Origin of the sequence: Pseudomonas serboccidentalis (genome assembly GCF_028830055.1) — a bacterium.
Classification (GTDB): Bacteria; Pseudomonadota; Gammaproteobacteria; order Pseudomonadales; family Pseudomonadaceae; genus Aquipseudomonas; species Aquipseudomonas serboccidentalis.
The window spans coordinates 1,338,061-1,356,520 of the sequence record NZ_CP101655.1 but is presented as its reverse complement, the minus strand read 5'-3'; the positions used below and the strand labels follow the sequence as shown (position 1 = coordinate 1,356,520).

17 protein-coding genes are annotated in these 18,460 nt (G+C 60.1%); all 17 read left to right on the top strand.

Translation table 11 applies throughout. The features are described from left to right. Positions 1-513: 513 nt before the first annotated feature. The 17 genes from tssA to icmH all read left to right on the top strand — a co-directional run bounded on the left by tssA (position 514) and on the right by icmH (position 18,458). Positions 514-2,076, top strand: a complete 1,563-nt coding sequence (gene tssA, locus NN484_RS06255; RefSeq protein ID WP_274658742.1) for a type VI secretion system protein TssA — start codon at positions 514-516, stop codon at positions 2,074-2,076. 32 nt (positions 2,077-2,108) lie between these two features. Continuing rightward, a complete protein-coding gene (gene tssB, locus NN484_RS06250) occupies positions 2,109-2,612 on the top strand; it encodes a type VI secretion system contractile sheath small subunit (protein ID WP_003229587.1) in 504 nt (167 codons plus the stop codon). 25 nt (positions 2,613-2,637) lie between these two features. After that, positions 2,638-4,113, top strand: coding sequence for a type VI secretion system contractile sheath large subunit (tssC, locus tag NN484_RS06245; RefSeq protein ID WP_064589845.1), 1,476 nt, complete (start codon positions 2,638-2,640; stop codon positions 4,111-4,113). A gap of 9 nt (positions 4,114-4,122) precedes the next feature. Further along, positions 4,123-4,530 carry a type VI secretion system baseplate subunit TssE gene (gene tssE, locus NN484_RS06240; protein WP_003229582.1) on the top strand — a complete coding sequence of 136 codons (408 nt, stop codon included), beginning with the start codon at positions 4,123-4,125 and terminating at the stop codon, positions 4,528-4,530. Between the two features lie 11 nt (positions 4,531-4,541). Beyond that, positions 4,542-5,066: a PAAR domain-containing protein gene (locus tag NN484_RS06235; protein WP_274658741.1), complete on the top strand. Its 525-nt coding sequence runs from the start codon at positions 4,542-4,544 to the stop codon at positions 5,064-5,066. An 11-nt stretch (positions 5,067-5,077) separates the two neighbouring features. Continuing rightward, a complete protein-coding gene (locus NN484_RS06230; RefSeq protein ID WP_215500526.1) occupies positions 5,078-6,070 on the top strand; it encodes a DUF6402 family protein in 993 nt (330 codons plus the stop codon). Further along, the gene (locus NN484_RS06225; RefSeq protein WP_215500527.1) at positions 6,067-6,453 is read left to right on the top strand and encodes a hypothetical protein; all 387 of its coding nucleotides are present in this window, start codon (positions 6,067-6,069) and stop codon (positions 6,451-6,453) included. The genes NN484_RS06230 and NN484_RS06225 overlap by 4 nt, the downstream gene beginning before the upstream one ends. 270 nt (positions 6,454-6,723) lie before the next feature. Beyond that, complete coding sequence (locus tag NN484_RS06220; RefSeq protein ID WP_274658740.1) at positions 6,724-7,146, top strand: hypothetical protein; 423 nt, start codon at positions 6,724-6,726, stop codon at positions 7,144-7,146. Positions 7,147-7,215: 69 nt separating this feature from the next. Beyond that, the gene (gene tssF, locus NN484_RS06215) at positions 7,216-9,003 is read left to right on the top strand and encodes a type VI secretion system baseplate subunit TssF (RefSeq protein WP_095667998.1); all 1,788 of its coding nucleotides are present in this window, start codon (positions 7,216-7,218) and stop codon (positions 9,001-9,003) included. Next, positions 8,967-9,974, top strand: coding sequence for a type VI secretion system baseplate subunit TssG (tssG, locus tag NN484_RS06210; RefSeq protein WP_127648120.1), 1,008 nt, complete (start codon positions 8,967-8,969; stop codon positions 9,972-9,974). The genes tssF and tssG overlap by 37 nt, the downstream gene beginning before the upstream one ends. A gap of 11 nt (positions 9,975-9,985) precedes the next feature. Next, positions 9,986-12,643, top strand: a complete 2,658-nt coding sequence (tssH, locus tag NN484_RS06205; protein WP_127648119.1) for a type VI secretion system ATPase TssH — start codon at positions 9,986-9,988, stop codon at positions 12,641-12,643. Positions 12,644-12,653: 10 nt separating this feature from the next. After that, complete coding sequence (locus tag NN484_RS06200) at positions 12,654-14,174, top strand: sigma-54 interaction domain-containing protein (protein WP_127648118.1); 1,521 nt, start codon at positions 12,654-12,656, stop codon at positions 14,172-14,174. Positions 14,175-14,384: 210 nt separating this feature from the next. Beyond that, positions 14,385-14,525 carry a hypothetical protein gene (locus NN484_RS06195; RefSeq protein WP_003229566.1) on the top strand — a complete coding sequence of 47 codons (141 nt, stop codon included), beginning with the start codon at positions 14,385-14,387 and terminating at the stop codon, positions 14,523-14,525. 18 nt (positions 14,526-14,543) lie between these two features. Continuing rightward, complete coding sequence (tagH, locus tag NN484_RS06190) at positions 14,544-15,737, top strand: type VI secretion system-associated FHA domain protein TagH (RefSeq protein ID WP_127648116.1); 1,194 nt, start codon at positions 14,544-14,546, stop codon at positions 15,735-15,737. A gap of 5 nt (positions 15,738-15,742) precedes the next feature. Further along, a complete protein-coding gene (tssJ, locus tag NN484_RS06185) occupies positions 15,743-16,243 on the top strand; it encodes a type VI secretion system lipoprotein TssJ (RefSeq protein WP_007962325.1) in 501 nt (166 codons plus the stop codon). A gap of 2 nt (positions 16,244-16,245) precedes the next feature. Next, positions 16,246-17,577, top strand: coding sequence for a type VI secretion system baseplate subunit TssK (gene tssK / locus NN484_RS06180; RefSeq protein WP_007962327.1), 1,332 nt, complete (start codon positions 16,246-16,248; stop codon positions 17,575-17,577). 5 nt (positions 17,578-17,582) lie between these two features. After that, positions 17,583-18,458, top strand: a complete 876-nt coding sequence (icmH, locus tag NN484_RS06175) for a type IVB secretion system protein IcmH/DotU (RefSeq protein WP_127648115.1) — start codon at positions 17,583-17,585, stop codon at positions 18,456-18,458. Positions 18,459-18,460: the final 2 nt, after the last annotated feature.

The window sequence follows — 18,460 nt, the reverse complement described above, 5'->3', positions numbered from 1 at the left end:
ATTGAGTTAGCACTGAAGTACAGTTTTTCTCGAGGCGGTAAAAGTTTCAGAAAAATGAAATGACATCAAATTGATGGCACTTTTATTCTGTGTCATTGTCTCCGGTAAATTTTTAAAAAGCTCATCGGATTTTCGGAAGTGTCCTACTTCTATTTTTTCCAAGAATTGTCATGCTTGCCGCCGAGTAACGGGACGGGCGTTCGGATCGAAACGCTCAGGCTGGGGCGGGCCGCTCTGGATCAAGGGTTCTGAGGGGGGAGGGCAAATGCGTGCCATATAAATCGCTATCAGGGATTCCCCTGCCACATATAGGGCGATCTCCTACACAGCCCAATGAACACTTCGTCTTGTTGTTTAACCAGATGCTTGCTAGTGGCCATCATAGTGATTACGATGCGCCCACTTGAAAGAGCACATCTCAATTGGATGAGTCGCTTTACTGCTCTTCGATACTGTCCCGCGCCGCTGCAACTCCAATAGGCGCATGACTGTAATCCTAAATAAAGGCCATGGATGTCCTACTCAAGCAAACTTTCCGCCCATTACCTCGAACTCGCAAAAGTCTCTGTTTCCAAAGAGAATTTCGCGGGCGAAGACGTTCGTTTTTCGAGCGAATTCGAGGCGCTGGAGAGCGAGCTGGCCAAAGCCTCGTCGATGCACGAAAGCGGGCAGATCGACTGGCTGAAAATCCGTGAAAACAGCGAAAACCTGCTGCGTACCCAATCCAAGGATTTGCGGGTCGGCGCCTGGCTGACCTGGTCGCTGTACCAGCGTGAATCCTTCCCCGGGCTGCTGGCCGGCCTCGGCTTGCTGCACCATCTGTCGGAAAACAACTGGGCCGACGTTCACCCGCTCAAACCCCGCACCCGTGCCGCCGCCATCGGCTGGCTGGTGCCGCGCCTGGAGCAGGTGCTCACCGAAAACATCGCGATCAAGGAACAGCTGCCGATGTTCCGGCAGTTGTCCGAGCACCTGGCCGGCCTCGATGCCGCTTGCACCCAGCATCTGGGCGACGATGCGCCGCTGCTGCTGCCGCTCTCCCGTCGCCTGAAAACCATGATCCAGCGTGCGGCCGACAACCAGCCGGCCCCCGGTGTGGTGGGCGCGGCGGTGGCGCAGGTCAAGCAGGCCGCGAGCCAGTTGCTCACGCCCGGCGCCCCGATCGACAACGAGAAGGACGCCTACAAGGCCTTGCGCGCCCAGCAGGAAAGCGCCCGCCCGTTGTGTGCCTGGTGGCTCAAGCAGAAGGCTACCGACCTGCGCGCCCTGCGCCTGAACCGCACCTTGCTTTGGCTGCCGATCGACGCGGTGCCCGAGCGCAACGCCGAGCAGATCACCGTGCTGCGCGGCCTGCCTGTCGACAAACTCAAGCAGTACCAGGACCGATTCGATCAGGGCAAATACGCCGACCTGCTGGTGGAACTGGAGGCGAGTCTGGCGAAGGCGCCGTTCTGGTTCGATGGCCAGAGGATGGTCTGGGAATGTCTCCAGAACCTCAACGCCGAGATGGCAATGCGCGAAGTGGAAATCCACTTCGCGCTTTTGGTTCAGCGCCTGCCCGGCATCATCGAATGTCGTTTCCATGACGGCGCGCCGTTTGCCGATCCGTCCACCCGGGCGTGGATCGCCGGCAATGTCATGCCGCACCTGCAAAGCGCCAGTGCGCCGCGCAAGGTCGAAACCGACGACGTCGAAACCCAGCCCGCCTGGGAAAAGGCCTTGCAGGAAGTGCTGCCGCTGCTGCGCAAGGAAGGCCTGAAGCCTGCCGTGCAGACGCTCAAGCAAGGGCTGCAATCGGCCCACGGTGGGCGCGAGCGGTTTTTCTGGCAGTTCACCCTTGCCCGGCTGTGCTTCATGGCCAAGAAGTACGAACTGGCCAAGAACCAGCTCGAGACCCTCGATCAGACATTACAGGACTCAGGCCTGCACGCCTGGGAGCCCGATCTTGCATTGGAAGTGCTGCATCTGCTGCACAGTTGCTGCGAGTTGTTACCGCAGAACCATGCAGTGCGTGAACGCAAGGAAGAGATTTATCGCAGGCTGTGCCACCTCGACCTCGAAGTGGTACTCGAATAGGCCCCAGGGCCACAACCGCAAGGAGAAAAGCCATGGCCAAAGAAGGCTCGGTAGCCCCCAAGGAACGCATCAACGTCACCTTCAAACCCGCCACTGGCGGTGCTCAGGAAGAGATTGAACTGCCGCTGAAACTGCTGGCAATCGGTGACTACACCCACCGCAAGGACGATCGCAAAATCGAAGATCGCAAGCCGATCAGCATCGACAAGATGACCTTCGACGAAGTGTTGGCCAAGCAAGAACTGGGTCTGACGCTGAGCGTGCCAAACCGTCTGCAAGAAGATGGCGAGGCCGACGAGCTGGCTGTGCAACTGCGCGTCAATTCGATGAAGGACTTCAACCCGGCCAGCCTGGTCGAGCAAGTGCCTGAGCTGAAAAAACTGATGGAACTGCGCGATGCGCTGGTGGCCCTCAAAGGCCCGCTGGGTAACGCGCCTGCGTTCCGTAAAGCGATCGAAGGCGTGCTCGCCGACGACGAATCCCGCGGTCGCGTACTCGGTGAGCTGGGCCTGAACGCCGCAGCCCCGGACGCCTGAGACTCCAGCCAAGGAAGCCAACACAATGAGCACTAGCGCAGCACAAGAGAAGAGCGCCGCCAGCGGCGAATACAGCATTCTCGACAGCATCATCGCCGAAACCCGTCTGACTCCGGACGACGAAGCCTACGACATCGCCAAACGCGGTGTGTCGGCGTTCATCGAAGAACTGCTCAAGCCGCAGAACAACGGTGAGCCGGTCAAGAAGGCCATGGTTGACCGCATGATCGCCGAGATCGATGCCAAGCTCAGCCGTCAGATGGACGAAATCCTGCACCACCCGGACTTCCAGGCCCTGGAATCCTCGTGGCGTGGTCTGCAGTTGCTGGTCGACCGCACCAACTTCCGCGAAAACATCAAGATCGAAATCCTCAACGTCTCCAAAGAAGACCTGCTGGACGATTTCGAAGATTCGCCGGAAGTCATGCAGTCGGGCCTGTACAAGCACATCTACACCGCTGAATACGGCCAGTTCGGTGGTCAGCCGGTTGGCGCGATCATCGCCAACTACTACATGTCCCCAAGCTCCCCGGACGTGAAGCTGATGCAGTACGTGGCCAGCGTATCCTGCATGTCCCACGCGCCGTTCATCGCGGCGGCCGGCCCGAAATTCTTCGGTCTGGAAAGCTTCACCGGCCTGCCGGATCTGAAAGATCTGAAAGACCACTTCGAAGGCCCGCAATTCGCCAAATGGCAGAGCTTCCGTACGTCGGAAGACTCCCGCTACGTTGGCCTGACCGTGCCGCGTTTCCTGCTGCGTAACCCGTACGATCCGGAAGAAAACCCGGTCAAGTCGTTCGTGTACAAGGAAACCGTTGCCAACAGCCACGAGCACTACCTGTGGGGCAACACCGCGTTCGCGTTCGGCACCAAGCTGACCGACAGCTTCGCCAAATTCCGCTGGTGCCCGAACATCATCGGCCCACAGAGCGGTGGCGCGGTTGAAGACCTGCCGCTGCACCACTTCGAAAGCATGGGCGAAATCGAAACCAAGATCCCTACCGAGGTTCTGGTCTCCGACCGTCGTGAATACGAACTGGCCGAGGAAGGCTTCATCTCCCTGACCATGCGCAAAGGCTCCGACAACGCGGCGTTCTTCTCCGCAAGCTCGGTGCAGAAGCCGAAGTTCTTCGGCATCAGCGCAGAAGGCAAGGCGGCAGAGCTGAACTACAAGCTCGGTACCCAACTGCCGTACATGATGATCGTCAACCGCCTGGCTCACTACCTGAAAGTGCTGCAGCGCGAGCAACTCGGTTCGTGGAAAGAGCGTACCGACCTCGAGCTGGAACTGAACAAGTGGATCCGCCAGTACGTGGCCGACCAGGAAAACCCGAGCGCCGAAGTGCGTGGCCGTCGTCCGCTGCGCGCTGCGCAAGTGATCGTCAGCGACGTTGAAGGCGAGCCGGGCTGGTACCGCGTCAGCCTGAACGTGCGCCCGCACTTCAAGTACATGGGTGCCGATTTCACCCTGTCGCTGGTTGGCAAGCTGGACAAAGAGTAAGAGCGACTCATGGACGGATACGGCAGCCTTTTCGAACGCCTCAACGGCGATGCGGAACTACGCAAGGGCAGGAGCCTCGAGGCTTCTGCCATGGCGTCGGTGGCTGCCCATCTGGCCAAAATGCTCAGCACCCGGGCGGGCAGCGTGCAAACGCTGTCCGACTACGGGTTGCCTGATCTCAATGACATGCGCCTGAGCCTGCACGACTCCCTGAGTCAGGCCCGCCTGGCCATCGAAAGCTTCATCGAAGCCTACGAGCCGCGCCTGAGCAATGTGCGTGTCATTTCCCTGCCGCGTGACCACGACCAGCTTCGTCTGGCCTTCAGTATCGAAGGCCTGCTGGAAGTCGAGGGTTTCAAGCGTCAGGTCAGTTTTTCCGCGCGCCTGGATGGCAGCGGACAAGTGAAGGTCACCTAAGGAGATTCCCGATGTCTGGCAAACCCGCAGCACGCGTATCCGACCCCACCGCTTGCCCGCTCCCCGGCCACGGCACCAACCCGATCGCCGCCGGTTCCGGCGACGTGTTCTTCGACGGCCTCGCGGCCGCCCGTGAAGGCGATGCCTCTGCGTGTGGTGGTGCGATGGTCGGCGGTTTGGCCACGACGGTGAAAATCAACGGCAAGTCTGCTGTCACTGTTGATTCTGAAGGTACGCATGGCAACAAGGTTACGGCGGGTTCCGGAACGGTGATTATCGGCAACTCGCATATACCGGCGCCATTTGTGCCGCCGTTGCCGGTGGAGATTCAGTGGCCGTTCAGCCAGCACTTTGTGGTTCGTAATCCTAGAAACGGAGCACCGGTTGCTGACCGGTCATACACATTGCGTACAGCCTCCGGTAAGGAGGTCAAGGGCGTTACTGATGCGCAAGGCCGAACAAAGCCTATCGCTTCTCACCTTGCTGAAAGTGTCACGCTTATCGTCGAAGAACAGTCTTCGCTCGTGATTGCTTGAGGGACTATCGCATGCCGGCACCCACTCCTGTAACAGCTCAACTCACCCCTTCCTCTGACAAGAAGCCAGCGGAGGCGGCTGTCGATAGCTTCCAGATCACAGATATTCCGGGTGTGATGAGGAAAATGGGCTGGAAGGAAAGTGCTCGACTCATGCAGCGCTGGTTCGACGGTGCGCCTTTTGAGATGTCCCCAAGCGAGAAGCGGGGGCGTCTCGCTGTTGACAAAATCACCGCAGAAAAGCTGTTTGATGATTTGGATTTTGAATGGCTCACCTCCTCCTCGCCCCACACAGGTGAAACCATCAAGGAGCTTCTTGCGAAGGCCACAAGCCCCAGTCAATACAATGAGTTTATCGGTCGTCAGAGAGGACTAACGCAGTTAGCACCGGGACTTTTGCAATTTATGACTTGCATGAGAACACTCGGAGTTCTTGATGAAACTGGCCAGGATCTCGTAAGGGGCTCTCATGACTACAGTGCCTTGAGCGCAAGAATGCTGGAGACTGCTACCCAATATAATTTTCGATCGATCGGGATTACCACTTCGGAAAAGAAGAACAATCCACTTGATGACGTGTACGGTACTTTGGGTGGATTCGTGGTTAAGTTTGCAGTCACGAAATTCAGTACCACGCCCAAGACGAAAAAAATGCCTGCTACATTAACGATTGAAGAGATTGGGTGTTATGTACGTGATACCTATGAGTTTTTGAATGAAGATGGTGACGACCAGTTGCTCGGATACTGGAATCACGACAGTGTTGTCAGGCCTAGCGTTTATGCATATTTAACTTCGCCAAAAACATACGAAGACGAGGGGCAGCTTTATTTCAAGGTGACCAACGATAGCTACAACAATTACCGCAATAGTTTTGGAAAGGGTGGTGATTTGTTTGTGTACTCTACGGTCAAGAAAATCCCCGTATCAATTCATCATCGTTTCACCGCTGCAGACTTTGCCGAATTTTCGCAACGATCGATCAAGCCAAAGGCGATGCCATGAAAGCTTCACCTAAAAAGTGGGTCTTAATTCTTTCACTGTGCGCGCTTGTGCCGGTTTTGATTCTTTTGAGCTTGAAGGTGCTTAGCTCGAAGGCCGCGAAGCCCCTGTACGTTGACTGGAATGATTCTGGTAGTTGCTATATCGCAACCTATGTGCCCAATTACAATTTTTTGGGCGTAGTGGTCGGGCGTCTTTTCAAGTATTTCAGCAGTCCGTATTTTTATCGTGTTTATACAAAAAATGATGATCTGCTAAAAACATCAGAATGGTATCTCTGGCGAGACGAGGGCAGTCCCGGTATTACCCCTGAGTTTCGCGGAGAGATGATTGTTTATCCAGGCTCTGAAGGTTGGGAAAGTTGGATAGTTTCAGAGTGTCGTTAATGCCTGATTTCAAAAATAAGTTGGCCTCGCCAGCTGAGAAAGTAGGAGAACGGTAAGCATGGACGCAATGAGCTTACAGGGGTATCTGGCCGGCGTTGCTGACAGTGACCTGTTTGGCTGTCTGGCGATATTGAGTTTGGTATTGCTACTGACAGCTTCGCATCGCGCGGCTCGACACTCGCGCCTTCACCGTGCCCTAACGCTTTCGGTTTTGGCCGCTGTTGTAGCTATTCATGGCTTTGGATCGTGGTACGGAAATCTGAGACCAGCATGAGCAACCACCCCCGTCTTGCCATTTGCTTGTTTTTCCATGCCGTGGGATGTGTGGCCTACGTGTTTTTGAATAATGCAGTCGTACATGCCTACAAGCATCTGAACGGCGGGTTCACCACCCGTGGAGTTGCTATCGGTATGGCCAGCTACGCGCTGTTTTACATTTTTCTTGGTGTCAATTTGATAGCTGCGCTGATCCCGAATCTTGTCGCCAAGCTGATGATCCTGAGCCTTATGGTGGGCTTCATCCTGCTTTGGATGCTACCCGACAACCCATTGAGAGCCTTGTTTTATGGTGTGGCTCAAGGTTGCGTCACGTTGCTGGCAATCCTCGCTTCTCAAGTTACCGAGTTGCGTTGGGCATCGCGAAACAAGGTCGGGCGCATCCAGCCGAGCCAGCCTGAGAGTGCCATCCAATGAGCAGGTCAGGTATCGAGCGTAATCATCAGGTTGGTATTTTCATGATTTCCACTACCAGGCAGGTAACCCGTGTCCTTTAACCACTACTACCAAAGCGAACTCACCGCACTGCGCCAGCTCGGTCGCCGTTTCGCCGAGCGTAGTCCTGCGTTGGCGCCGTTCCTGGGGCAGGCCGGGCGGGATCCGGATGTGGAGCGGTTGCTGGAAGGTTTTGCTTTCCTCACCGGGCGCCTGCGGCAGAAACTCGATGACGAGCTGCCGGAGCTCAGCCATTCGCTGATGCAACTGCTGTGGCCGAACTACATGCGTCCGCTGCCGGCGTTCAGCATTCTGCAGTTCGATCCGCTGAAGCGTTCGGGCCCGGCGCTGGTGGTCGAGCGTGACACGCCGATTGAAAGCAAGCCGATCGAAGACGTGCGGTGCCGCTTCCGCACCTGCTATCCAACCGAAGTCTTGCCGCTGGATCTGGCCGCGCTGAATTACTCGGTGAAAGGTGACGGCTCGCTGCTCAGCCTGCGTCTGGAGATGAGCGCCGATGGCCACCTCGGTGAGCTGGAGCTGAGCAAGTTGCGCCTGCACTTTGCCGGCGAGCGCTACATCAGCCAGATGCTCTACCTGAGCCTGTTGCGCAACCTTGAAGGCATCGAACTGATCCCGCTCGACGGTGCTGGCAAACCCATCGATGGCGTCAGCGGCAAGCCGATGGCGTTCAAGATTCCGGGTGACCGGGTCAAGCCGGTGGGTTTTGCCGAAGAAGAAGCGCTGATCCCGTATCCGCTGAACACCTTCCGTGGCTATCGCTACCTGCAGGAATATTTTGCCTTCCAGGACAAGTTCCTGTTCGTCGACGTCAATGGTCTGGACATCCTCAAGGCGCTGCCGGAAGACACGCTCAAGCAGATGCGCGGCCTGGAGTTGCGTTTCGACATTCGCAAGAGCGGCATCATGCGCATGCGTCCGACCCTGGATAACGTGAAGCTGTTCTGCACGCCGATTGCCAACCTGTTCGCGCACGACGCACTGCCGATCCGCCTCGACGGCAAGCAGGACGAGTACCTGTTGCTGCCGGCGGAATACGATCTGGAAAACTGCGGCGTGTTCTCGGTGGAAACCGTGACCGGCTGGAAGCCCGGCGGCCTCGGTTATCAGGAATACGTGCCGTTCGAATCCTTCGAACACGACCCGAGTTTCGACGTGCCCAACAGCCGTCCGCACTACAGCATCCGCCAGCGCTCGTCGTTGCTGCACGACGGTCTCGACACCTACCTGAGCTTCGGCATCCGCCACACCGAAGCCCACGAAACCCTGTCGATCGAGCTGATGTGCACCAACCAGAACCTGCCGCGCAAGCTCAAGCTCGGCGACATCTGCATGGCCTGCGAAGAGACCCCGGAGTTCCTCAGTTTCCGCAACATCACCCCGGCCACGTCGAGTTTTGCACCGCCGCTGAACCGTGACTTCCTGTGGAAGCTGATCAGCAACATGTCGCTCAACTATCTGTCGCTGGCCGACGTCAACGCGTTGAAGGTGATTCTCGAAACCTACGACCTGCCGCGCTACTACGACCAGCACGCGGAGAAGGTCAGCAAACGCCTGCTCGGCGGCCTCAAGCACATCAAGCATCACCACGTCGACCGGCTGCACCGTGGCTTGCCGGTGCGTGGTCTGCGCACCGAACTGACCATCGACCCGGAAGGGTATATCGGCGAAGGCGACCTGTTCGTTTTCGCTTCGGTTCTTAACGAGTTTTTCGCGCTTTACGCCAGTCTCAATTCGTACCACGAGCTGCGAGTAAAAAGCACACAGGGAGAGGTGTACCAATGGACACCACGTATGGGCCTTCAGCCCCTGCTTTAAGCGGGCTGACGAAGGTAATACGCGAGTACTCGCTGTTTCAGGCCGTGCTGCTGGTGATCGATCGGCTGCGCGAGGCACACCCGTACCTGAGCGAAGACGATCTGTACGATCAGGTGGAGTTCCAGGCCAACCCGAGCCTGGGCTTTCCGCGCAGCGACGTCGATCGCGTGGAGTTTTTCGAAGAACACGGGCAGATGCGCGCGCGCATGCGTTTCAACCTGATCGGTCTGGTCGGTTCGGGGTCTCCGTTGCCAGCGTTCTACGGTGAGCAGGCCTTGGGCGACAGCGAGGACGGCAACCCGACGCGCAACTTCCTCGACCTGTTCCACCATCGCCTGCAACGGTTGATGCTGCCGATCTGGCGCAAGTATCGCTATCGCGCCAGCTTCCAGAGCGGCGCGATCGACCCGTTTTCCTCGCAGCTGTTTGCGCTGATCGGTCTGGGCGGCGAAGAGATCCGCAAGGCCAAGGAACTGAACTGGAAACGCCTGCTGCCGTACCTCGGTTTGCTCAGCTTGCGGGCGCATTCGGCGGCATTGATTGAAGCGGTGCTGCGTTACTACTTCAAGCACGAAGACCTGGTCATCGAGCAATGCATCGAGCGCCGCGTCGAGATCCTCGACGAGCAGCGTAACCGCCTCGGTCGCGCCAACAGCCTGCTCGGTGAAGACCTGGTGCTGGGTGAGCGGGTGCGCGACCGCAGCGGCAAATTCCGCATTCACATCACCGAACTCGACTGGGAGCGATTCCACGAATTCCTGCCGATCGGGTTCGGTTACCAGCCGCTGTGCGCGCTGGTGCGGTTCACCCTGCGTGACCCGCTCGATTACGACATTCGCCTGGTGTTGCGCCCGGAAGAAATCCGCGAACTGCGCATTGGTGAAAAGAACGACTGTCGCCTGGGGTGGACCAGTTGGCTGGGCTGCGAAAAAGCAGACGGCGTGGTGACTCTGGGCAGCAAAATTCATTAAGGACGTGAGCCATGATCAACGTAGACCTGCAACAACTCATCCAGGCGCTGGACGCCGAAACCCGTCGCGATCTGGAGCGTTCGGCTGAACGTTGCGTTGCCCGTGGCGGCAGCAAGATCCTCGTCGAAGACCTGCTGTTGGGGCTGCTGGAGCGGCCGAATGGCTTGCTGTCGCGCGCGCTGCAGGATGCAGACGTCGATGCCGGCGAACTGAGCGCCGCGCTGCAATCTCGCGTTGAACACAGTGCCTCGCGTAACCCGGTGTTCGCCCCGGAGCTGGTGCAGTGGCTGCAGGATGCGCTGCTGGTGGCCAACCTCGAACTGGGCCAGACCCAGGTCGAAGACGCTGCGCTGATCCTCGCGCTGCTGCGTAACCCGATGCGCTATGCCGGCAGCCGTTATCAGCCGCTGCTCGCCAAGTTGAACATCGATCGCCTGAAAGAGTTCGCCCTGTCGCAACAGGAGCAACCAGCCGCCAACGGCAAGCCGGCGGCCCAGGGCGAATCGCTGCTGCAGCGCTTCACCCACAACCTGACCCAACAGGCCCGCGACGGCAAACTCGACCCGGTGTTGTGCCGCGATGGCGCGATCCGCCAGATGGTCGACATCCTCGCCCGTCGGCGCAAGAACAACCCGATTGTGGTCGGTGAGGCCGGTGTCGGTAAGACCGCCATCGTCGAAGGCCTCGCCTCGCGCATCGCTGCCGGTGAAGTGCCGCAAGTGCTCAAGGGCGTGGAACTGCTGTCGCTGGACATGGGCCTGCTGCAAGCGGGCGCCAGCGTCAAAGGTGAGTTCGAGCGTCGTCTCAAAGGCGTGATCGACGAAGTCAAAGCCTCGCCGAAACCGATCATCCTGTTCATCGACGAAGCCCACACCCTGATCGGCGCTGGCGGCAATGCCGGCGGTTCCGATGCGGCCAACCTGCTGAAACCGGCACTGGCCCGTGGCGAACTGCGCACCATCGCCGCCACCACCTGGGCCGAGTACAAGAAATACTTCGAGAAAGACCCGGCGCTGGCCCGTCGTTTCCAGCCGGTGCAGCTGCACGAACCGACCGTCAGCGAAGCGGTGACCATCCTGCGCGGTCTGGCGCAGGTTTACGAGAAGAGCCACGGCATTTACCTGCGTGATGACGCGGTGGTCTCCGCCGCGGAGCTGTCCGCCCGCTATCTGGCCGGTCGCCAACTGCCGGACAAAGCTGTCGACGTCCTCGACACTGCGTGTGCCCGCGTGCGCATCAGCCTCGCCGCCGCCCCGGAAAGCCTTGAGCGCCTGCGTGGCGAACTGGCCGAAGGTGGCCGTCAGCGTCAGGCCCTGCGTCGTGATGCCGAAGCCGGTTTGCTGATCGACCACGAAGCGCTGGATGCACTGGAAGCGCGGCTGGACGAAGCCGAAAGCGAAATGGTCGCGCTGGAAAGCCTGTGGACTGAACAGAAACAACTGGCCGAGCGCCTGCTGGAACTGCGTCAGCAACTGGCCAAGGCCCGTGAAGCCGCCGCCGTCGAGCCGACCGTCAGTGTTGAAGAAGACGCCGAAGGCACCGTGATCGAAACCCTCGTTGCCGAGGTCGAGGAAGGCCAGAGCGTCGAAGCGCTGGAAGCCCAGCTCAACGAAACCCACAGCGCCTTGACCGCCGCACAGGTCAAGGAGCGTCTGGTCAGCTTCGAAGTCTGCCCGCGTCTGGTGGCCGAAGTGATCAGCGCCTGGACCGGCGTGCCGCTGGCACAGCTGGCACGCGAGCACAACGCCAAGGTCGCGAGTTTCGCCACCGACCTGCGCACGCGCATCCGTGGTCAGGAACAAGCCGTGCACGCACTGGACCGCTCGATGCGCGCCACGGCGGCCGGTCTGAACAAACCGGATGCACCGGTCGGCGTATTCCTGCTGGTCGGCCCGAGCGGCGTCGGCAAGACCGAAACCGCGCTGGCCCTCGCTGACCTGTTGTACGGCGGCGACCGTTTCATCACCACCATCAACATGTCCGAATTCCAGGAGAAGCACACCGTATCGCGTCTGATTGGTGCGCCACCGGGCTACGTCGGTTACGGCGAGGGCGGCATGCTCACCGAAGCGGTGCGCCAGAAGCCGTACTCGGTGGTGCTGCTCGATGAAGTCGAGAAGGCCGATCCGGACGTGCTCAACCTGTTCTACCAGATCTTCGACAAGGGCGTGGCCAACGACGGCGAAGGTCGCGAAATCGACTTCCGCAACACCTTGATCCTGATGACCTCGAATCTGGGCAGCGACAAGATCAGCGACCTCTGCGAAGACGGCGCACGCCCGACCGCCGAGCTGCTTGAAGAGACCATTCGCCCGGTGCTGAGCAAACACTTCAAACCGGCGCTGCTGGCGCGGATGAAAGTGGTGCCGTACTACCCGGTGGGCGGCCCGGTGCTGCGCGAGCTGATCGAGATCAAACTCGGTCGTCTGGGCGAGCGCCTGAACCGTCGTCAGCTGGATTTCAGCTGGTGCCAGAACCTCGTCGATCACCTGTCCGAGCGCTGCACGCAAAGCGAAAGCGGTGCGCGCCTGATCGACCATCTGCTCGATCAGCACGTGCTGCCGCTGGTGGCTGACCGCTTGCTCGATGCGATGGCCACCGGTGAAAGCCTCAAGCGTGTGCATGCCACGCTCGATGGCAACGCCAGCGTGACGTGCGAGTTCGCCTGAGGTGGGTGTGATGTTCACTCAAGTGCCGCAGCCACTGGTTTATGCCGAAGCCTTGCTGGCGCAGTTCGCCAGCCTGTCGCGCGCGGCAGACGGTGCTGCGCTGCTGGGTGACTTCGTGCGCGGTCTGGCCGAGCTGAGCGGTTGCGAATTGACGCAGCTGTACCTGCTCGACGCCACCCACACCTGCCTGGGGATGAACGCTGAGTGCCTCGATGGCGCTCTGCAACCGCGCGCCGCGACCAGCCTGCCGGCGGATTACAACGGTGAGCAACTGCTGCAGTTCGCCCTGTGTCAGAACCGCGTGGTGTGCCTCGATGATTTGAGCGGCAGCCTGCACGAAACCAGTTTTCTGCCGGCTGCGGCGACGCCGTGGCAATCGCTGCTGTGCGTGCCGCTGGTCAATCAGCACAAAGCGGTCGAAGGCTTGTTGCTGTGTGCCAGTCGGCGGCGCATGGACCTGCAAGGCTTTGCCGATTCCCTCGGGCAGCTCGGTTCGTTCGTGCTCGGTCAACTGCACTTGCTGCAGCGCCTGCGTCAGCCACTGGCGGAAACGGCAACGGTTGCGCGCAGTGTGCCAAGCATCAGTGGTTATGGCCTGATCGGCAAAAGCGCGGCGATGCGTCAGACCCATTCGCTGATCAGCAAAGTCCTGCACAGCCCGTACACCGTGTTGCTGCGCGGCGAGACCGGCACCGGCAAGGAAGTCGTTGCCCGGGCGATCCACGATTGCGGCCCGCGACGCTCTCAGGCGTTCATCGTGCAGAACTGCGCGGCAGTCCCGGAAAACCTGCTGGAAAGCGAGCTGTTCGGCTATCGCAAAGGCGCCTTTACCGGTGCCGACCGCGACCGCGCGGGTCTGTTCGATGCGGCCAACGGTGGCACGCTGTTGCTCGACGAGATCGGCGACATGCCGCTGTCGTTGCAGGCGAAAATATTGCGTGTGTTGCAGGAAGGCGAGATCCGTCCGCTGGGTTCCAACGACACCCACAAGATCGACGTCCGCATCATCGCTGCGACGCACCGCGATCTGTCGACGCTGGTCAGCGAAGGCAAATTCCGCGAGGACCTGTATTACCGCCTCGCGCAATTTCCGATCGAGCTACCGGCCCTGCGTCAGCGCGAAGGCGACATCCTCGAACTGGCTCACCACTTCGCCGAGAAGACCTGCGCGTATTTGCAGCGTGATCCGGTGCGTTGGTCGAGTGCGGCGCTTGAACACCTGTCCGGTTACACCTTCCCCGGCAACGTGCGGGAACTCAAGGCGCTGGTCGAGCGTGCGGTGCTGTTGTGCGAGGGCGGCGAATTGCTCGCCGAACACTTTTCCCTGCGCATGGAGCCGATGCCCGAAGACCACAGCGGCCTGAATCTGCGCGAACGCCTGGAAAAGGTCGAACGCACATTGTTGCTCGATTGCCTGCGCAAAAACGACGGCAACCAGACCCTCGCCGCCCGCGAACTGGGCTTGCCGCGCCGCACGCTGCTGTACCGCCTCGGCCGCCTGAATATCAATCTGGGTGACTTCGATGGCTGATCTGAAATTGATCTCTGCGGCGAGCCGCATTCCTGTGGCCAATGATTTGCTCAGGGCTTGCAGATTACCTGTGGCGAGGGAGGTGCGTGCGCCTCGTTGGTCTGGCTCAAGGCCCCGATGTAGAGCCTTCGAGAACACCTCAAAAACTCATTTCAGCGCCGCCCGCAAGGGTCGGCGCTTTGTGCTTTGTCTACCCCTGGAGACCCTCTGATGTCTGTTCGTCACTGGCACGCTGTCCTGCTGACCCTCGTCGTTCTATGCGGCCTTGGCGGCTGTAGCGGCAATTACAAATTCAACGACAACGACTATCGCCCGTTGGGTGATCCGCAAGCGGTCAATCGCGGCAAGTGACCGCAAGGAGCATCAAACATGGAATTGGTTTTCGAAATGCTGAACACCAAGCAGTTCGTGCCCACCGAGTTGTGCCAGAAGACCTTCAAACAGGCTGGTGGCGTGATCGGGCGGGGCGAGGACTGCGACTGGATCATTCCTGACCGCAAGCGGCATCTGTCCAATCACCACGCGATTGTCAGCTACCGCGAAGGCACGTTTTTCCTGACCGACACCAGCAGCAACGGCGTCCAGGATGGCGACAGCGGCGCGCGCCTGCACAAGGGCGAACCGGTGCGCATCGAGCACGGCAGCACCTACGTGCTCGGCGACTTCGAGATTCGCGCGCGACTGGTGCGTGACCCGGCGACCTTCGACGGTGAAGTCGGCCGTCCGCGTGCCGCCGGCAGCATCATTCCGGACGACGCCTTTCTCGACCTTGATCCGTTGAACGCGATCGAACAGCAAGAGCGCGTCTATTCGGAAATCGACGAGCTGTTGGCTCCGACGGCCAAGCCCGAGGATTCCCGTCAGCGCGCCGACTATGCACGCATCGACATGGAAAGCCTGATGGTGCCGGAGCTGATTGCCCCGGTTGAACCCGAGCCAGCTCCGGCCCCGAAAGCCGTCGAGCGCCAGAGCGAAGGGTTTTGGGAGCACTTCGGCGCGGCGCTGGGCGTTGATGTCAAAGGCCTCGATCACGACGCCCGCGAAGCGCTGGCGCTGAACGCCGCGCGTCTGCTGCGGCAGAGCATCGGTGGATTGCAGCAGAGCCTGCGCACCCGTTCGGAGCTGAAAAACGAACTGCGTCTGGCCCAGACCACCGTGCAAGGCACCAACAAGAACCCGCTGAAATTCGCCGTCGATCCGAGCGAAGCGCTGGAGATTCTGTTGCAGCCGCACAAACCCGGTCATCTGCCGGCCGATCAAGCGGTCTCTCGTGCGTTCCGCGATCTGCAGGCGCACCAGGTGGCCTTGCTCACCGCCAGCCGCGCCGCCGTGCGCGGCACGCTGGAGCACTTCTCGCCGGAACAGCTGACCCTGCGTTTCGAGCGCGACAACAAGCCGTTGATTGCCACATCGGGCGGGCGCTGGAGAGCGTTCGGCCGTTATCACCAGGCACTGCGTCAGGACGATGACTGGAGCGAGCGACTGCTGGCCCGCGATTTCGCCCAGGCCTACGAAGAACAGATCCGCCTGATCTCCACCCTACACACCGACCACCAAGGATGATGCGCATGTCTCGCCGTTCGACCGCTTTTTTCAAGACGCTGACTGCGCTCACCGTGCTGGTGCTGCTCGCCGGTTGCTCGTCGCTGTCGCCGTACTCGAAAGTGACCAAGATCAACCTGAAGCTGACCGGCAGCGATCAGCTCAACCCGGACCTCAACGGCCGTCCTTCGCCGATCGTGGTGCGCCTGTTCGAACTCAAGCACCCGGTGACCTTCGAGAACGCTGATTTCTTCAGCCTCTACGAGCGCGCCAAGGAATCCCTCAACCCGGATCTGGTGGCCAGCGAAGAACTCGAACTGCGCCCGGGTGAAACCGTGGAAATGAAACTCAGCGTGGAGGAGGGCAGCCGTTACGTCGGCGTTCTCGCTGCGTACCGTGATCTGCCGGAAACCAAGTGGCGCTACACCGTGCAGGTCACGCCGCTGGAGCTGACCGAGGCCGATCTGACCCTGGATCAGGCCGGTATCCGCAACACCCATGAAGCGCTCGCCAAGGCGGATGACTGAACATGAATACCCACAAAGTCATTTGGCAGGAAGGCATGTTGCTGCGTCCGCAGCACTTCCAGCACAACGATCGCTATTACGATCACCAGATGAAAACCCGCACCCAATTGTTGGGTGGCTACACCTGGGGTTTCCTCAATCTGGAGATCGACCTGCAGTTCCTCAACATGGGCAAACTGGTGATCAGTGCCGCCTCGGGGATCCTGCCGGACGGCAGCCTGTTCGAACTCGGCGGCAACACCGAGCCGCTGGCGCTGGACGTACCGCCGAACACCGGCAACACGCCGATTTACCTGGCGCTGCCGTTGGTCACCGGTAACCACATCGAGGCGCGCCGTCCGGAGCAGTCCGACGTGCTGGCGCGTTACACCGCGTACGACGCCGAAGTGGCCGACTCCAACGCCGGCGACGATTCCGCCAGCCAGGTCAGCTGTGGCCGCCCGGACTTCAAACTGTTGCTCGGCGAGCAGCAGAGCGATCAGGCCTACGTGAAGCTGAAGATCTGCGACGTGCTCGACACCACGCCCGACGGCGTGATCAGCCTCGATCCGGATTTCGTGCCGACCTACATCCAGGCCCACGCGTCCAGCTATCTGCTGTCGTGCCTCAAAGAAGTCATCAGCATGCTCAACCACCGGGGCGACACGATTGCCGAGCGGATTCGCTCCAACGGCAAGGTCGGCGGCGCGGAAGTCGGCGACTTCATGATGCTGCAACTGATCAACCGCACCGAACTGCTGCTGCGCCACTACCTCGGTCTGGAGCAGGTGCACCCGGAAGAGTTGTACCGCACGCTGCTGACCATGCTCGGCGATCTGGCGACCTTCTCCAGCGACAGCAAGCGCCCGCGCCTGGACAGCCGTTATTCCCACGCCGATCAGGGCGCGAGCTTCCGCAAACTGATGGAAGCGATTCGTCAGGTACTGTCGATGGTGCTCGAACAGCACGCCATCGAACTGATCCTGCAAGCGCGTCAGTACGGCATCATCGTGTCGCCGTTGCACGACCACAAACTGCTCGGTTCGGCTTCGTTCGTGCTGGCGGCGAGTGCCAACTGCGACTCCGAAGAACTGCGCCACCGCTTGCCGGCGCACCTCAAGGTCGGCCCGGTGGAGCGCATCCGCCAACTGGTCAACCTGCACCTGCCGGGGATCAAGGTCAAACCGTTGCCCGTGGCCCCGCGGCAGATCGCGTTCCACTCGAACAAAACCTACTTCATCCTCGAACTCAGTTCCGAAGACCTGGCGCAACTCGAGCGCTCCGGCGGCTTCGCGTTCCACGTGTCCGGCGAATTTGCCGAGCTTGAACTGAAATTCTGGGCCATCAGGAACTGACCGCCATGATCAAGGAAACGGATTACAACCAGGACGACAAAACCGTCCTGCTCGATCGTCAGGGCCACGGACCGGCAGCGAGTCCGCTGACCGACTTCGCCGCGCCGCCGCGCTTCGAGCAACTGGAAGAACGGATGATCTACGCCGCGCGCCTGCGCCCGGCGGAGGCCTTCAACATCAGCCTCAATTCGCTGGTGGCGGCGTCCTCCGAACTGCTCTCGGAAGTGGTGCGTCTCAAGCACAGCGAAACCCGCGAAGACCTCTACGCGCTCAACGAGCGCCTGACCGCCGGGCTCAAGCTGTTTGAAGTGCGCGCCCTGCACAACGGCGCCGAAAGCAGCCAGGTGATGGCCGCCCGTTACGTGCTCTGCACCGTGGTCGACGAAGCCGTCGTGACCACGCCGTGGGGCAACGAAAGCGAATGGTCGCAGATGAGCCTGCTCAGCAGCTTCCACAACGAAACTTTCGGTGGCGAGAAGTTCTTCCAGCTGCTCGATCGCCTGTCGAAGAACCCGGTCAAGCACCTGCCGATGCTCGAGCTGATGTACCTGTGCCTGTCCCTCGGTTTCGAGGGCAAGTACCGCGTGCAAGCGCGTGGCATGCTTGAACTCGAAGGCATCCGCGACGCCCTGTACCGGCAGATCCGTCAGTTGCGTGGCGACGTGCCGCGCGAGTTGTCGCCGCACTGGGAAGGCCTCAACGACCAGCGCCGCAACCTGGTGCGCATCGTGCCGGCGTGGATGGTGGTGCTGTTCACTTTCGTGTGCCTGGTGGTGATGTATTCGGGCTTCGCCTGGGTCCTGGGCGAGCAGCGCGACACCGTTCTGCATCCTTATCAGCCGCTTGATCCGGCCGCGGTCCAACCGCAGTCGCAGCCGTAACA

Bases quoted from the DNA above. Each gene is read 5' to 3' on its own strand.
- tssA (WP_274658742.1), top strand. From the start codon at position 514: ATGTCCTACTCAAGCAAACTTTCCGCCCATTACCTCGAACTCGCAAAA.
- tssB (WP_003229587.1), top strand. From the start codon at position 2,109: ATGGCCAAAGAAGGCTCGGTAGCCCCCAAGGAACGCATCAACGTCACC.
- tssC (WP_064589845.1), top strand. From the start codon at position 2,638: ATGAGCACTAGCGCAGCACAAGAGAAGAGCGCCGCCAGCGGCGAATAC.
- tssE (WP_003229582.1), top strand. From the start codon at position 4,123: ATGGACGGATACGGCAGCCTTTTCGAACGCCTCAACGGCGATGCGGAA.
- NN484_RS06235 (WP_274658741.1), top strand. From the start codon at position 4,542: ATGTCTGGCAAACCCGCAGCACGCGTATCCGACCCCACCGCTTGCCCG.
- NN484_RS06230 (WP_215500526.1), top strand. From the start codon at position 5,078: ATGCCGGCACCCACTCCTGTAACAGCTCAACTCACCCCTTCCTCTGAC.
- NN484_RS06225 (WP_215500527.1), top strand. From the start codon at position 6,067: ATGAAAGCTTCACCTAAAAAGTGGGTCTTAATTCTTTCACTGTGCGCG.
- NN484_RS06220 (WP_274658740.1), top strand. From the start codon at position 6,724: ATGAGCAACCACCCCCGTCTTGCCATTTGCTTGTTTTTCCATGCCGTG.
- tssG (WP_127648120.1), top strand. From the start codon at position 8,967: ATGGACACCACGTATGGGCCTTCAGCCCCTGCTTTAAGCGGGCTGACG.
- tssH (WP_127648119.1), top strand. From the start codon at position 9,986: ATGATCAACGTAGACCTGCAACAACTCATCCAGGCGCTGGACGCCGAA.
- NN484_RS06200 (WP_127648118.1), top strand. From the start codon at position 12,654: ATGTTCACTCAAGTGCCGCAGCCACTGGTTTATGCCGAAGCCTTGCTG.
- NN484_RS06195 (WP_003229566.1), top strand. From the start codon at position 14,385: ATGTCTGTTCGTCACTGGCACGCTGTCCTGCTGACCCTCGTCGTTCTA.
- tagH (WP_127648116.1), top strand. From the start codon at position 14,544: ATGGAATTGGTTTTCGAAATGCTGAACACCAAGCAGTTCGTGCCCACC.
- tssJ (WP_007962325.1), top strand. From the start codon at position 15,743: ATGTCTCGCCGTTCGACCGCTTTTTTCAAGACGCTGACTGCGCTCACC.
- tssK (WP_007962327.1), top strand. From the start codon at position 16,246: ATGAATACCCACAAAGTCATTTGGCAGGAAGGCATGTTGCTGCGTCCG.
- icmH (WP_127648115.1), top strand. From the start codon at position 17,583: ATGATCAAGGAAACGGATTACAACCAGGACGACAAAACCGTCCTGCTC.